This window comes from Serratia sp. Res13-Sevr-LER1-36-b (genome assembly GCF_015673035.1).
GTDB classification, from domain to species: domain Bacteria; phylum Pseudomonadota; class Gammaproteobacteria; order Enterobacterales; family Enterobacteriaceae; genus Chania; species Chania fonticola_C.
Genome location: NZ_JADACK010000006.1, coordinates 19,849 through 33,795, shown reverse-complemented (window position 1 = coordinate 33,795; position 13,947 = coordinate 19,849). Strand labels below are relative to the sequence as shown.

Sequence of the window (13,947 nt, the reverse complement as noted above, 5' to 3'; positions counted from 1 at the left end):
GGATATGTTTATCCAGGAAACGCTCAGGTTTGTGGTTGATATATTAAAGGTCCCGGCGGTATTGGTCGGGGTGATTGCCTTGATTGGTTTGTTGGCACAAAAGAAATCTTTTTCTGACGTGGTCAAAGGTACGGTTAAAACCATTCTGGGCTTTATTGTATTGGGCGGTGGGGCGACGGTATTAGTCGGCTCGCTGAATCCATTAGGCGGCATGTTTGAGCATGCGTTCAATATTCAGGGAATTATTCCCAATAACGAAGCCATTGTCTCTATCTCATTAGAGAAATACGGTGCCTCCACTGCGCTGATCATGGCGTTTGGCATGGTGGCCAACATCATCGTGGCCCGCTTTACCCGCTTGAAATACATCTTCCTGACCGGACACCACACCTTCTACATGGCCTGTATGATCGGCATCATCCTCACCGTGGCCGGTTTTGAGGGCGTACAGCTGGTGTTCACTGGAGCGCTGACTCTGGGCTTGGTGATGGCGTTCTTCCCGGCGATCGCCCAGCGCTATATGCGCCGCATTACCGGCAACGACGACATTGCCTTTGGCCATTTCGGCACCTTGGGCTATGTCCTTTCCGGCTGGATCGGTTCCAAGGTGGGGAAAAACTCGCGTTCCACCGAGGAGATGAACTTACCTAAAAACCTCAGCTTCCTGCGTGACAGCTCGATTTCCATTTCGATGACCATGATCGTGATCTACCTGATCCTGGCTATCTGCGCGGGCCAGGATTACGTCGAAAGCCAATTGAGTGGCGGGCAGAACTACCTGGTGTACTCGATTATTCAGGCGATCACTTTTGCCGCCGGGGTATTCATCATTCTGCAAGGGGTGCGCCTGATCCTGGCCGAGATCGTCCCGGCCTTTACCGGCTTCTCGGAAAAACTGGTCCCTAATGCCCGCCCGGCGCTGGACTGCCCGGTGGTTTATCCCTATGCCCCGAATGCGGTGTTGATTGGTTTCCTGTTCAGCTTCCTGGGGGGCTTGGCCGGTCTGTTCTTGCTCGGCCAAATGAAGATGGTGCTGATCCTGCCGGGCGTGGTGCCGCACTTCTTCACCGGGGCCACCGCCGGGGTGTTCGGCAATGCGACCGGCGGGCGGCGCGGTGCCATGCTGGGGGCATTTGCCAACGGTCTGTTGATTACCTTCCTGCCGGTGCTGTTGTTGCCGGTACTGGGCGCGCTGGGTTTTGCCAACACCACCTTCTCCGATACGGACTTCGGCGTGGTGGGGATCGTGTTGGGCAATATGGCGCGCTTCCTGACCAAAGAAATGATCATGGTCGCGATCGTCGCCATCTTTGGCTTGCTGGTCGCACATAACTTCTTGGGGAAACGCAAAGATGCCCCAGCCAAAAATAAGGAGGAAAGCTCATGAGCAACACCGTGACTGATTTGACGCAATTGGCCGGGGCAATCCGTCTGGAAACGCTGAAGGCACTCACTGGGCTGGGGTTTGGCCATTATGGTGGCTGTATGTCGGTGGTTGAAACGCTGGCGGTGCTGTACGGCGAAGTGATGCGTATCGATCCGGGTGACCCGGATTGGCCTGAGCGCGATTATTTCATGCTGTCGAAAGGCCATGCAGGCCCGGCGCTATATAGCGTACTGGCGCTTAAGGGCTATTTCCCGTTGGAACAGCTGCAAACGCTCAACCAGAATGGCACTCGGTTGCCGAGCCACCCAGATCGCTTGCTAACTCGTGGGGTGGATGCCACCACCGGATCGCTCGGGCAAGGGGTCTCTATCGCTGCCGGTATGGCGCTTTCACACCAACTAGCAAAGCGCAGCAACCGGGTATTCTGCATCCTGGGGGACGGTGAATTGAACGAAGGCCAATGCTGGGAAGCGTTCCAGTTTATCGCCCACCATAACCTGCATAATCTGACGCTGTTTATTGATTACAACAAACAGCAGTTGGACGGTGCGCTGGATGAGGTGATCAAACCTTTCGATCTGGCCGGTAAATTCCGCGCTTTTGGTTTTGAGGTGCAAACCGTTCGTGGGGATGACATTGCGGCGATCCGTGATGCCGTATTGCCGGAGCGTAGTGGAGAGCAACGGCCATTGGTGGTGATCCTCGATAGCCTCAAGGGGCAGGGGGTGGCTTATCTGGAGAACCTGAAAAACTCACATCATCTGCGCTTAACGCCAGATGTTCGCAGCGAAATCGAAAAGGCCATTGCCGAGCTGGAGACCGCCTATGTTTAACCTGGAAATGCCGTTGGAAAAAGACGCCGTAGAGATGCGCAAGGTGTACGCCAGCGTGATCCGTCAACAGGCCGAAGCCGATACGCCGGTGATCGCACTGGAAGCCGATCTGATGAGTTCGATGGCGATGGATGGCGTACATAAGGATCACCCAGAGCGGGTCATCAACTGCGGTATCATGGAGGCCAATGTGATTGGCGTGGCTGCCGGTTTGTCACTGACCGGACGAGTGCCATTTGTCCACACCTTCACCGCTTTTGCCAGCCGCCGCTGTTTCGATCAGCTGTTTATGTCGTTGGACTATCAGCGCAACAACGTCAAGGTGATCGCCTCCGATGCCGGGGTCAGCGCCTGCCATAACGGGGGCACGCATATGTCGTTTGAAGACATGGGGATCGTGCGTGGTCTGGCGCATTCGGTGGTACTGGAGGTGACCGATGCCAGCATGTTCCAGGATATTTTGCAGCAACTGGTGAAGTTGCAAGGCTTCTACTGGGTGCGAACCATCCGTAAGCAGGCGACACGTATTTATCCCGCAGGCTATCGTTTCACCATTGGCAAGGCTAATCTGCTGCGTGACGGCAGCGATATTACGCTGATCGCCAACGGCATTATGGTCGCCGAAGCGTTGCAGGCGGCGCAGGAACTGCAACAGCGTGGCATCAGCGCGGCGGTGATTGACATGTTTACGCTCAAGCCTATCGATCGTGAAATCATCAAAACCTTTGCGGCGAAAACCGGCAGGATCGTCACCTGCGAGAACCACAGCATTCATAACGGGCTTGGTTCGGCGGTGGCGGAGGTGTTGGTGGAAGAGTGCCCGGTACCGATGCGGCGGGTGGGAGTGAAAGGCCGCTATGGGCAAGTGGGTACGCAGGAGTTCTTGCAGCAGGAATATGGCCTGACGGCGGCGCATATTGTGGCGGCGGCGGATGAGCTGCTGGCGCTCCCACAGGGAGAGGGAGCTGATTGCGGGTGCTCTGCTGGAAGTAAATAGGTAATCTCAACAAATTCGACCGCCCCCTCATCCAAGGTGAGCCACCGAATTTTCAGATCCATTCGATCGGTCCCCTCTCTCTGTGGGAGAGGGTTAGAGTGAGGGGCATCAGGAGGTGCATTGCTTACTCTTTGTTGACGCCAAAAATAAAACGGCCCGGTGATGATCACCAGGCCGTTATGGGTATTACCAGAGTCTAAAGGTGCCGTAGTGGCACCTTTGTCTCATCAGGCTTTAGCTGCCTGTGCATCAGCCTGAGCCGACTGGATCGCCGTCAAGGCTACGGTATAGACAATGTCGTCAACCAGAGCACCACGGGACAGGTCGTTCACCGGCTTGCGCATGCCTTGCAGCATTGGCCCGATAGAGACCAGGTCAGCAGAACGTTGCACCGCTTTATAAGTGGTGTTACCGGTGTTCAGATCCGGGAAGATGAACACGGTCGCCTGACCGGCCACTGGCGAATTAGGCGCTTTGGATTTGGCCACGTCGGCCATGATCGCTGCGTCATACTGCAGTGGGCCATCGATGATCAGATCCGGGCGTTTTTCCTGTGCCAGACGGGTCGCTTCACGCACTTTCTCAACGTCGCTACCTGCACCGGAATTACCAGTAGAGTAAGAGATCATCGCTACGCGTGGTTCAATACCGAATGCGGCAGCGGAATCGGCGGACTGAATGGCGATTTCAGACAGCTGTTCAGCGGTTGGATCCGGGTTGATCGCGCAGTCACCGTAGACCAGAACCTGGTCAGGCAGCAGCATGAAGAACACGGAGGAAACCAGGGAGCTGCCCGGTGCGGTTTTGATCAACTGCAACGGTGGGCGGATGGTATTGGCGGTGGTGTGAACGGCACCGGAAACCAGGCCGTCAACTTCGCCTTTCTCCAGCATCAGAGTGCCGAGAACCACGTTGTCTTCCAACTGCTCACGCGCAACCACTTCGGTCATGCCCTTGCTCTTGCGCAGCTCAACCAGACGCGGCACATAGAGTTCACGCACGGCGACCGGATCGACGATCTCGATGCCTTTACCCAGCTCAACGCCCTGCGCGGCGGCAACGCGTTTGATCTCTTCCGGATTACCCAGCAGCACACATTCTGCGATACCACGTTCGGCACAGATGGCCGCCGCTTTCACGGTACGTGGCTCGTCACCTTCCGGCAGCACGATGCGTTTACCCGCTTTGCGTGCCAGCTCGGTCAGCTCATAACGGAACGCCGGTGGGGACAGACGACGTGAACGCTCAGAAGTGGCGGTCAGGGACTCGATCCATTCGGCGTTGATGTGGCTGGCCACGTAGTTCTGTACTTTCTCAATACGCTGATGGTCGTCTGAAGGCACTTCGAGGTTGAAGCTTTGCAGGCTCAGCGAGGTCTGCCAGGTGTTGGTGTCAACCATGAACACCGGCAGGCCGGTTTCAAAGGCGCGCTCACACAGCTTGTTGATGGAGGCATCGATCTCGTAGCCGCCGGTCAACAGGATGGCACCAATTTCCACGCCGTTCATCGCGGCCAGGCAGGCTGAAACCAGCACGTCCGGACGGTCGGCAGAAGTGACTAACAGGGAACCTGGGCGGAAGTGTTCCAGCATGTGCGGAATGCTGCGCGCACAGAAGGTCACAGATTTCACCCGGCGGGTCATGATGTCGCCTTCGTTGATCACTCGCGCCTTCAGGTGGCGGGCCATATCAATGGCACGGGTAGCGATCAGTTCGAAGCTCCACGGTACGCAACCCAACACCGGCAGCGGGCTGTTGGCGAACAGCTGTGCAGGATCGACATTGGCTACGCTGGCCTTGGTGGAATCGTCAAAGATTTCGGACAGGTCTGGGCGAGTACGGCCCTGATCGTCCACCGGAGCGTTCAGCTTGTTGATGATCACGCCGGTAATGTTTTTGTTCTTGCTGCCGCCGAAGCTGGAGCGAGCCAGTTCGATGCGCTCGGTCAACTGGGCTGGAGAATCGTTGCCCAGTGCCAGCACAAAGACGATCTCTGCGTTCAGCGTTTTGGCGATCTCGTAGTTCAGCGAGTTGGCGAACTGATGCTTACGGGTAGGCACCAAGCCTTCGATCAGCACCACTTCTGCGTCTTTGGTGTTTTCGTGGTAACGAGCCACGATCTCTTCCATCAGCACGTCCTGCTGGTTGGAGCTCAACAGGCCCTCAACGTAGCTCATACGCAGGGGTTCGGCCGCCGGAATGGTCGAGTTGCTGCGGATGATGGTGGTGGTCTGGTCGAGGGAATCGCCGCCGGTACGCGGTTGGGCAATAGGTTTGAACACGCTCAGGCGAACGCCTTTTTGCTCCATGGAGCGGATGACACCCAGGCTGACGCTGGTCAGACCGACGCTGGTGCCTGTGGGGATCAACATAATTGTACGTGACACAGAATAGTCCTCTTCACGGTTTTCTGCCTGCAACGGGGGCGCAGACAAAGATGACAGGCTCAAAACAACACCGCCAGCCTGGGCTGACGGTGTGGAGAGCATTAAGCGGTCAGACGGGAAGCGTCTTGCGCGATGACCAATTCTTCGTTGGTCGGGATCACCAGTGCCGGACGGCTGCCGTCTTTGGTGATGTTGCCTGATTTGCCGAAGCGGGCAGCCAGGTTGCGTTCATGATCGATTTCAAAGCCCAGCAGGCCCAGTTTGTCCAGGGTCAGCTCACGTACCATCGCGGCGTTCTCACCGATACCACCGGTGAAGATCACGGCATCCAGACGGCCTTCCATCAGGGCGCTATAGGCACCGATGTACTTGGCCAGACGGTGGCAGAAGACGTCCATGGCGCGCTTGGCATCGGCCTTGGTGTCATAGTTGTCTTCAACGTAACGGCAGTCGCTGGTGACTTCGGTCAGGCCCAGCAGGCCAGACTCTTTGGTCAGCATCTTGTTGATCTGGTCAACGCTCATGCCCATGGCGTCGTGCAGGTGGAAGATGATGGCTGGATCGATGTCACCACTGCGGGTACCCATTACCAGGCCTTCCAGCGGGGTCAGACCCATGGAGGTATCAACACACTTACCGTTGCGTACTGCGGTTACGGAACCGCCGTTGCCCAGATGGCAGGTGATGATGTTAACTTCGTCAACCGGCTTGTTCAGCGCCTTCGCGGCTTCTTGCGTCACGTAGAAGTGGCTGGTGCCGTGTGCGCCGTAGCGACGAACGCCATGGTCGCGGTACAGGCTGTACGGCAGGGCATACAGGTAGGACTCTTCCGGCATGGTCTGATGGAACGCGGTGTCAAACACGGCAACGTTTTTATCAGCCAGATTAGGGAAGGATTTCAACGCTTCAGCAATACCGATCAGGTGAGCCGGGTTATGCAGTGGTGCAAAAGGTACCGAATCTTTGATACCCTGCAGGACTTCGTCGTTGATGACGGCAGAAGCCGTGAACTTCTCGCCGCCGTGCACGATGCGGTGGCCGATAGCGGTCAACTGGGCGGAAAGCTCTGGTTTTTGTGCCAGAATAGTATTAACAATGAAGTTCAGCGCTTCGCTGTGCGCTGCGCCGGCACCCAGGGCCGCTTCTTGTTTACCGCCATCCATTTTCCATTTGATACGGGCTTCAGGAAGATGGAAGCACTCGGCTAGGCCAGAGAGGTATTCTTCACCGTTGGCTGCATCGATGATGGCGAATTTCAGGGAAGAACTGCCGCAGTTAAGGACCAGTACTAGCTTACTCGACATGGAAGTACCTACTTATAGTTCGTGTTGGTATTAAGGAAGACCCAAAAACACGTGGTGAATAAAACGTCAATCAGACAACAAGCGTAGCGCATAATGCCGTTGACATTTATGATTAACATCATGTCAGTGATACAAAGGACACAATGATGAAAAAACCGATGATTTCTCTGCGGTTTAAGCGATCCTGATTTTTACCGCTTCCTAGCCCCACATGGCCGCCAACGGCAGGATTAGGGAGATAGGGCTAAAAGTTGACAAATCTTCTGTCATCTTCTACCGGCACATGGCCGGCTTAGGATACCGATAGCCCGCCACAAACACAAAATAAATTTAAAGCTTCAACTTTTTTGTTAGTGTGTTTGCAAGAATAATTTATTTTTTATACGTGAAGTTGAGGTGCGCAATGACGAGCAGACCATCCGGTTCCGTAAGCTGGTTTCAGATATTCCAGCGCGGGCAGCATTACATGAAAACCTGGCCAGCAGACAAACGGCTGGCACCGCTTTTCCCTGAGAACCGCGTGGCGCGCGCTACCCGCTTTGCCGTTCGCTTTATGCCCCCGTTGGCGATTTTTACCCTGACCTGGCAGATTGCGCTCGGTGGTCAGCTTGGCCCGGCGATTGCCACCGCGCTGTTCGCCTGTAGCCTGCCGATGCAGGGGCTGTGGTGGTTGGGCCGACGTTCCGTGACGCCGTTGCCGCCAACCTTGTTGCAATGGTTCCATGAGGTCCGTAACAAGCTGGCGGAAGCCGGGCAGGCGATTGCCCCCGTTGAAGGGACGCCAACCTACCAGGCGCTGGCGGACGTGCTGAAACGTGCCTTCAAGCAGTTGGATAAAACCTTCCTCGACGATCTTTAAGCGCTACTGGGCCGGGGACTCACCGGCCTTGCTTGCTTTATGCCGCAAATTCGTGCCCTGATCATGTCTGGCCACGCCCCACATTTGACCAATATCCCGGTTCAAATCAAAGAAAGGTTTAGTTGTGATTCCACGCCATACTGAAGTCATGCGATGCTCTGGTTAATTTGCAGAACTGAGGACAATGAAATGGAAATGACTCACGCCCAACGGCTGATTTTGTCGAATCAATACAAGATGATGACCATGCTCGATCCGGACAATGCAGAGCGCTACCGCCGCTTGCAGACGATCATCGAGCGCGGTTTTGGTTTGCAAATGCGCGAGCTGGATCGTGATTTTGGTGAGATGAGCGAAGAAGTGTGCCGCACCATCATCAACATCATGGAAATGCACCATGCGCTCCAGGTTTCCTGGGAGAACCTCAAGGATCGCCAGGGGCTGGACGCGCGTCGCCTGGCATTCCTTGGCTTTGATGCAGCAACCGAAGCGCGTTACCTGAGCTATGTGCGTTTCCTGGTGAACACGGAAGGGCGGTATACTCATTTCGATTCTGGTAGCCACGGCTTTAACGCCCAAACCAAAATGTGGGAAAAATACCAGCGCATGCTGAGTATCTGGCTATCCTGCCCACGCCAGTATCATTTGAGCGCCGTCGAGATTGCGCAAATCATCAATGCCTGATTAAACGTAGAGGGGTTTCCCGTGGAGTGTAAGGGTTTTCTGTTCGATCTTGATGGAACGTTAGTAGATTCATTACCGGCGGTAGAGCGAGCCTGGACGCAATGGGCAGAACGCCATGGCATCAGCCCGCAACAGGTGCTGGACTTTATCCACGGAAAACAGGCGATCACCTCGCTGCGTCACTTTATGCCGAATGCCACCGAGGCTGAACTACAGCATGAGTTCACATTGCTTGAGCAGGTGGAAGCAGAGGATACCGGCGGCGTCAACGCTCTGCCTGGTGCATTGGCCTTGCTGGAGCGGATCAATGCGTTGGGGATACCTTGGGCAATCGTCACCTCGGGTTCCGTGCCAGTGGCTAACGCACGCCGCCTTGCCGGTGGGGTGCCGCTTCCTGAGGTGTTTATCACCAGTGAGCGTGTTAAACAGGGTAAACCGCATCCAGACGCCTACCTGTTAGGGGCTCAAGGTCTTGGGTTGGCACCGCAGGATTGTGTGGTGGTGGAAGATGCTCCTGCCGGGATACTTTCTGGCTTGGCTGCAGGTTGCCAGGTGATTGCGGTAAATGCACCGGTAGACACGCCGAAACTGGACCAGGTGGATCTGATCCTTTCCTCCTTGGAACAGCTCAAGATCGCCAAGTCTGAGCAGGGTGCTGTCATCGAACTTATTGCTTAATCTGCACATTCTTACCTCAATTTGATTAGACCCCGCATCGTCGGGGTTTTTTTATGCTAATTTCTTATGCCGGGATCACTGCAGAATGAGGCCGTTTTGAACAGCGAATTACTTTGGGTCTTGAGTTTACTGTTAATAGCCATAGTGCTGTTTACCACCAACAAGCTGCGCATGGATGTGGTGGCACTGTTGGTGATCATCGCGTTTGTGCTCAGTGGAACCTTGAGCTTGCAAGAGGCAACGGCTGGCTTCAGCGATCCTAACGTCATTTTGATTGCCGCTCTGTTCGTCATTGGCGAAGGGTTGGTGCGCACCGGGGTGGCCTATCAGGTTGGCGACTGGCTGGTGAGAGTGGCGGGCAGCAGTGAAACCAAGATGATGATGCTGCTGATGTTTACCGTTGCCGGACTGGGGGCCTTTATGAGCTCAACCGGGGTGGTAGCCATCTTTATTCCCGTGGTGCTCAGCGTCGCGGTACGCATGAAAATCTCCCCAGGGCGGCTGATGATGCCGTTGAGCTTCGCCGGTTTGATCAGCGGCATGATGACGCTGGTTGCCACGCCGCCGAATATGGTGGTCAACAGCGAACTGGTGCGTGAAGGCATCAATGGTTTCGGGTTCTTTGGCGTTACGCCAATTGGCCTGGTGGTGTTGCTGTTGGGCGTGGGATACATGCTGGTTGCGCGCCGCTGGCTCGGCGACAGCGGCGGCACCAAGACCAAGTCTGCCTGGGAGCGCCGGACTTTCCGCGATTTAATCCGCGACTATAAGCTCACCGGGCGGGCGCGTCGTTTGGCGGTGCGTAGCGGTTCGCCACTGATTGGCCGCTCGCTGGATGAATTACATTTGCGCGCGCGTTACAGCGCCAACGTTATCGGCATCGAGCGCTGGAAGCGTTTTCGCCGGGTGATGATCAGCGCCTTTGGCAGCACGGAACTGCGCGAAGGGGACGTACTGCTGATCGACATGACGGATTGCGATATCGATCTGCGTCAGTTCTGTAGTGAGCAACAACTTGAGCCCATGGTGCTGCGGGGGGAATATTTCTCCGAACAGTCGCGCAACGTGGGGATGGCTGAAGTTTCGCTAATCCCTGAGTCGGCCCTGCTGGGGAAAAGCGTGCGCGATGCCGCTTTCCGTAGCCGTTACGATCTCAACGTAGTCGGTATCCGCCGCAATGGCGAAACCCTGCAAGGCAAGCTGGTGGATGAACCGCTGGGCCTGGGGGACATCCTGTTGGTGATCGGCGATTGGAAAGCGATCCGCCAGTTACAAGCCAAAACCCATGATTTTATCGTCTTGAACCTGCCCGCCGAAGTGGACGAAGTGGCACCGGCTATCACCCAGGCTCCTCACGCGTTGTTCTGCCTGGCGCTGATGGTGGCAATGATGCTGACCGACGAGATCCCGAATCCGATCGCCGCGCTGATCGCTTGCCTGTTGATGGGGCGCTTTCGCTGCATCGATATGGAAAGTGCCTATAAAGCGATCCATTGGCCGAGCATCATTTTGATCGTCGGTATGATGCCCTTTGCCCAAGCGTTGCAGAAAACGGGCGGGGTAGACCTGATCGTCCGTGGGTTGATGGACGTTGCTGGTGATGCCGGGCCGCACGTCATGCTGGCCTGTCTGTTTGTTCTGTGTGCCACCATTGGGCTGTTTATCTCGAACACCGCCACGGCGGTGTTAATGGCCCCTATCGCTATCGCCGCTGCCCGCGAAATGGGCGTTTCGCCTTATCCGTTTGCCATGATTATCGCGATTGCCGCCTCCGCCGCCTTTATGACGCCGGTGTCATCGCCGGTCAATACGCTGGTGTTGGGGCCGGGGAACTACAAGTTTGGCGATTTTCTGAAAATTGGGGTGCCGTTCACCGTGCTGGTGATGATTGTCAGCGTGATCCTGGTGCCTTGGTTGTATGCGTTTTAAGCACAGGGTTTGCGTTTTATATCAGGATTAAGAAAAGGCGCTTTATCTTTTTTTGAGAATACGATGAAGTAGCTAACCACCGAAACCATAAAGCGTTTTGGCATTTTATCGGCTCATGCAGCAGCTCGTTGAGGCTTTACGGCGACCCGTGTCGCCCTAGCTTAGTTTAGCGATCCTTCTGGAGTTGCCATGAAAATGAAACATGGATTTATAACCCTTACTTTAGCTTCTCTGTTGTTGCTGTCCGGTTGTGCGAGATACATGAGTGGCTCTCTCACAAGGCCCACAGGATAAAATTTACCGTTTCCTGGTCACGCAAACCTTCCAGCATATTGATTTACGCTCGGTGGTGGAGAGGAATTGACGGTGGAAATGCCGGAAGTACGACCTGCGGCTAAGGTGTCTCAGATTGCCAGGTGCATAAGCACCTGGCTCTATTCTTACAGGGGGGAGTCGCTGCTGATTTCATCCAGCGAAAGGCTGAAGCTTGGGATGAATACCTGCATAAAATAATCCATTTCAGGGCTATGACGCAGCTGCAACGTCTTCTCCAGGCGTGCCTTAGCCAGCTTGAATTCATTATTCCCCGCCGACAGCTCCTCCAGACACTTCAGATACGCGCATAGCGCATCGGCCTGCTTCACGATCAGCTTTTCGTCCTCGCTGTGATGGTGTTCGTCCAGGATAGAGCGGAAATCGTTCTGTAACTCTTCCGGCAGCATCTCCAACAGCTTTTGTTGGGCAATCTTCTCGATTTTTTTGTATTCGTGGGCAATCTGCGGATTGTAATACTTGATGGGAGTAGGCATATCGCCGGTCAGCACTTCGCTGGCATCGTGATACATCGCCAACAACGCCACACGTTCGGCATTCAGGTTGCCGTTAAACTTGCGGTTTTTGATCGCGGCCAGCGCATGGGCGACAAAGGCGACCTGCAAGCTGTGTTCGGAAACGTTTTCGGTACGCACATTGCGCATCAGCGGCCAGCGGCTAATCAGTTTCAAACGGGACAGGTGGGCAAAGAAGTGGCTCTGGCTCATGGTGCTCTCTCTACAACGGCATGTGAGAGCATTATACGCCATGGAGCTAAGGACATCCCTCGGAATTGTAGGGGCGCAGCGAACCGCGCCCGGCAAAATTACTGGTGATAGGTTTCCAGGAAGCGGCCCAGTTTGCCCACCGCCATTTCCAATTCATCCACGCGGGGCAGCGTAACGATACGGACGTGGTCTGGGTAAGGCCAGTTGAACGCGCTGCCCTGTACCAGTAACACCTTCTCTTGCAACAGCAGATCCAGCACCAGCTTCTGGTCGTCGCGGATGTTAAAGCGCTTGGCGTCGATGCGTGGGAACATATAGAGCGCACCTTGAGGTTTCACGCAGGAAACGCCAGGGATCTCATTTAGCAGCTCCCAGGTACGGTCGCGTTGTTCATACAGGCGGCCACCAGGCTGAATAAATTCGCTGATGCTCTGGTAACCGCCCAGTGCCGTCTGGATCGCATGCTGCATTGGCACGTTGGCGCAAAGACGCATGGAAGCCAGCATCTCCAACCCTTCAATATAGCCTTTGGCATGCTTCTTCGGCCCGTTGAGCACCATCCAGCCCTGACGGAAACCGGCAACGCGATAGGTTTTGGACAGGCCGTTAAAGGTGACGGTCAGCAGATCTGGCGCCAACGCGGCGATCGAGTGATGCTCTGCCTCGTCGTAGAGGATCTTGTCGTAGATTTCGTCGGCAAAGATGATCAGGTCATGCTGGCGGGCGATCTCGACGATCTGTTCCAGCAGTTCTTTGCTGTAGACCGCGCCGGTGGGGTTATTAGGGTTGATGATCACGATGCCACGGGTGCGTGGGGTGATTTTGCTGCGAATATCGTCCAGATCCGGGAACCAGCCAGATTCTTCGTCGCACATATAGTGCACGGCCTTACCGCTGGAAAGCGACACGGCGGCGGTCCACAACGGGTAGTCTGGCGCAGGCACCAGCATTTCATCACCGATGTTCAGCAGCGCTTGCATGGATTGCACGATCAGCTCGGAAACGCCATTGCCAATGTAGATATCCTCAACGGTCACGTCACGCATGTTACGTGCCTGATAGTGCTGCATGATCGCCTTGCGCGCCGAGTAAAGCCCTTTGGAGTCGCAGTAGCCTTGTGCCGTTGGCAGATTGCGGATCACGTCGACCAGAATTTCATCGGGGGCATCAAAGCCGAACGGGGCAGGGTTGCCAATGTTCAGCTTGAGGACTTTATTGCCTTCTTCTTCAAGACGTTTAGCTTCTTTGAGTACCGGACCACGAATGTCATAACAGACGTTGTCCAGTTTGCTGGATTTCTCAATGGGGGACATAGAAAGTTGAGCCTTTTGCTAAGATAGGGTCGTTCCTACCGTGGAACACCGCAATCCGTCCAATGTACTCCTGGAGGCCGGGCTTTTGAAGGGTTATGCATTGCTTTGGTGAAAACGATCGGCAAAAATCGCTTTTTAAGATAATAACCGTCTGTATTGATCGCTTTTTTAGTGTTTAAATCTGAATGTGTCGCAGATTTAAGGTTTATATTCCAATGGAAGTGCATGTCACGTAAAGGGTTTTTATCAGTTAACCGTAGAAATGTGCATGCCAGGCGCCAGAAAAACGCCAAAGCCGCTTAAAAATAGTAATATGGGATTAATCTGGTTTCTTGTCTGTACTGACAATACCACACTGAGTTGAAGTAGAATTACATTAGGCCCACTTCAGTAATTAACTTAAATTTTATTTAAGTAATGGTCAGTGTCTTTTAATAATCAAAAGACTTACTGCTTGAATTTATTAAATTCCCTAATCGATGAGTCGTTGGATATACGAGGGGGGTGTTAATATTTTGTACAGAAAACAACAATGC

At 54.6% G+C, this 13,947-nt stretch carries 11 protein-coding genes; 7 read left to right on the top strand and 4 right to left on the bottom strand.

The window, feature by feature from the left end; all coding sequences use genetic code 11:
- Positions 1–4: 4 nt before the first annotated feature.
- From IMQ33_RS05865 to IMQ33_RS05855, 3 genes are read left to right on the top strand one after another with little or no spacing between them, the layout of a single operon-like run.
- The gene (locus IMQ33_RS05865) at positions 5–1,387 is read left to right on the top strand and encodes a PTS ascorbate transporter subunit IIC (protein ID WP_024530683.1); all 1,383 of its coding nucleotides are present in this window, start codon (positions 5–7) and stop codon (positions 1,385–1,387) included.
- On the top strand, positions 1,384–2,220 hold the full coding sequence (locus IMQ33_RS05860) for a transketolase (protein ID WP_196062687.1): 837 nt from the start codon (positions 1,384–1,386) through the stop codon (positions 2,218–2,220). Before IMQ33_RS05865 ends, IMQ33_RS05860 begins: the two co-directional genes overlap by 4 nt.
- Entirely contained in the window at positions 2,213–3,217 is a 1,005-nt protein-coding gene (locus IMQ33_RS05855; protein WP_186530691.1) for a transketolase family protein, read from the top strand. The genes IMQ33_RS05860 and IMQ33_RS05855 overlap by 8 nt, the downstream gene beginning before the upstream one ends.
- 227 nt (positions 3,218–3,444) lie before the next feature.
- Here the strand turns inward: IMQ33_RS05855 and pta are convergent, their stop codons facing one another.
- On the bottom strand, positions 3,445–5,604 hold the full coding sequence (gene pta, locus IMQ33_RS05850) for a phosphate acetyltransferase (RefSeq protein ID WP_024529584.1): 2,160 nt from the start codon (positions 5,602–5,604) through the stop codon (positions 3,445–3,447).
- 101 nt (positions 5,605–5,705) lie between these two features.
- Positions 5,706–6,908, bottom strand: a complete 1,203-nt coding sequence (gene ackA, locus IMQ33_RS05845; RefSeq protein ID WP_065683095.1) for an acetate kinase — start codon at positions 6,906–6,908, stop codon at positions 5,706–5,708.
- A 403-nt stretch (positions 6,909–7,311) separates the two neighbouring features.
- Between ackA and yfbV the strand changes: the two genes are divergently transcribed.
- The 4 genes from yfbV (at position 7,312) to IMQ33_RS05825 (ending at position 11,058) form a co-directional block, all read left to right on the top strand.
- Positions 7,312–7,767, top strand: coding sequence for a terminus macrodomain insulation protein YfbV (gene yfbV, locus IMQ33_RS05840; RefSeq protein ID WP_024485138.1), 456 nt, complete (start codon positions 7,312–7,314; stop codon positions 7,765–7,767).
- 189 nt (positions 7,768–7,956) lie between these two features.
- Positions 7,957–8,451 carry a YfbU family protein gene (locus tag IMQ33_RS05835; protein WP_021178532.1) on the top strand — a complete coding sequence of 165 codons (495 nt, stop codon included), beginning with the start codon at positions 7,957–7,959 and terminating at the stop codon, positions 8,449–8,451.
- 21 nt (positions 8,452–8,472) lie between these two features.
- Entirely contained in the window at positions 8,473–9,129 is a 657-nt protein-coding gene (locus IMQ33_RS05830) for a sugar phosphatase (RefSeq protein ID WP_098930389.1), read from the top strand.
- 96 nt (positions 9,130–9,225) lie between these two features.
- On the top strand, positions 9,226–11,058 hold the full coding sequence (locus IMQ33_RS05825; RefSeq protein ID WP_065683370.1) for an SLC13 family permease: 1,833 nt from the start codon (positions 9,226–9,228) through the stop codon (positions 11,056–11,058).
- Between the two features lie 440 nt (positions 11,059–11,498).
- On the opposite strand, the gene yfbR is transcribed toward IMQ33_RS05825, so the two are convergent.
- Complete coding sequence (gene yfbR / locus IMQ33_RS05820; RefSeq protein ID WP_025122801.1) at positions 11,499–12,098, bottom strand: 5'-deoxynucleotidase; 600 nt, start codon at positions 12,096–12,098, stop codon at positions 11,499–11,501.
- 98 nt (positions 12,099–12,196) lie between these two features.
- Entirely contained in the window at positions 12,197–13,411 is a 1,215-nt protein-coding gene (locus IMQ33_RS05815; protein WP_021805995.1) for a pyridoxal phosphate-dependent aminotransferase, read from the bottom strand.
- Positions 13,412–13,947: the final 536 nt, after the last annotated feature.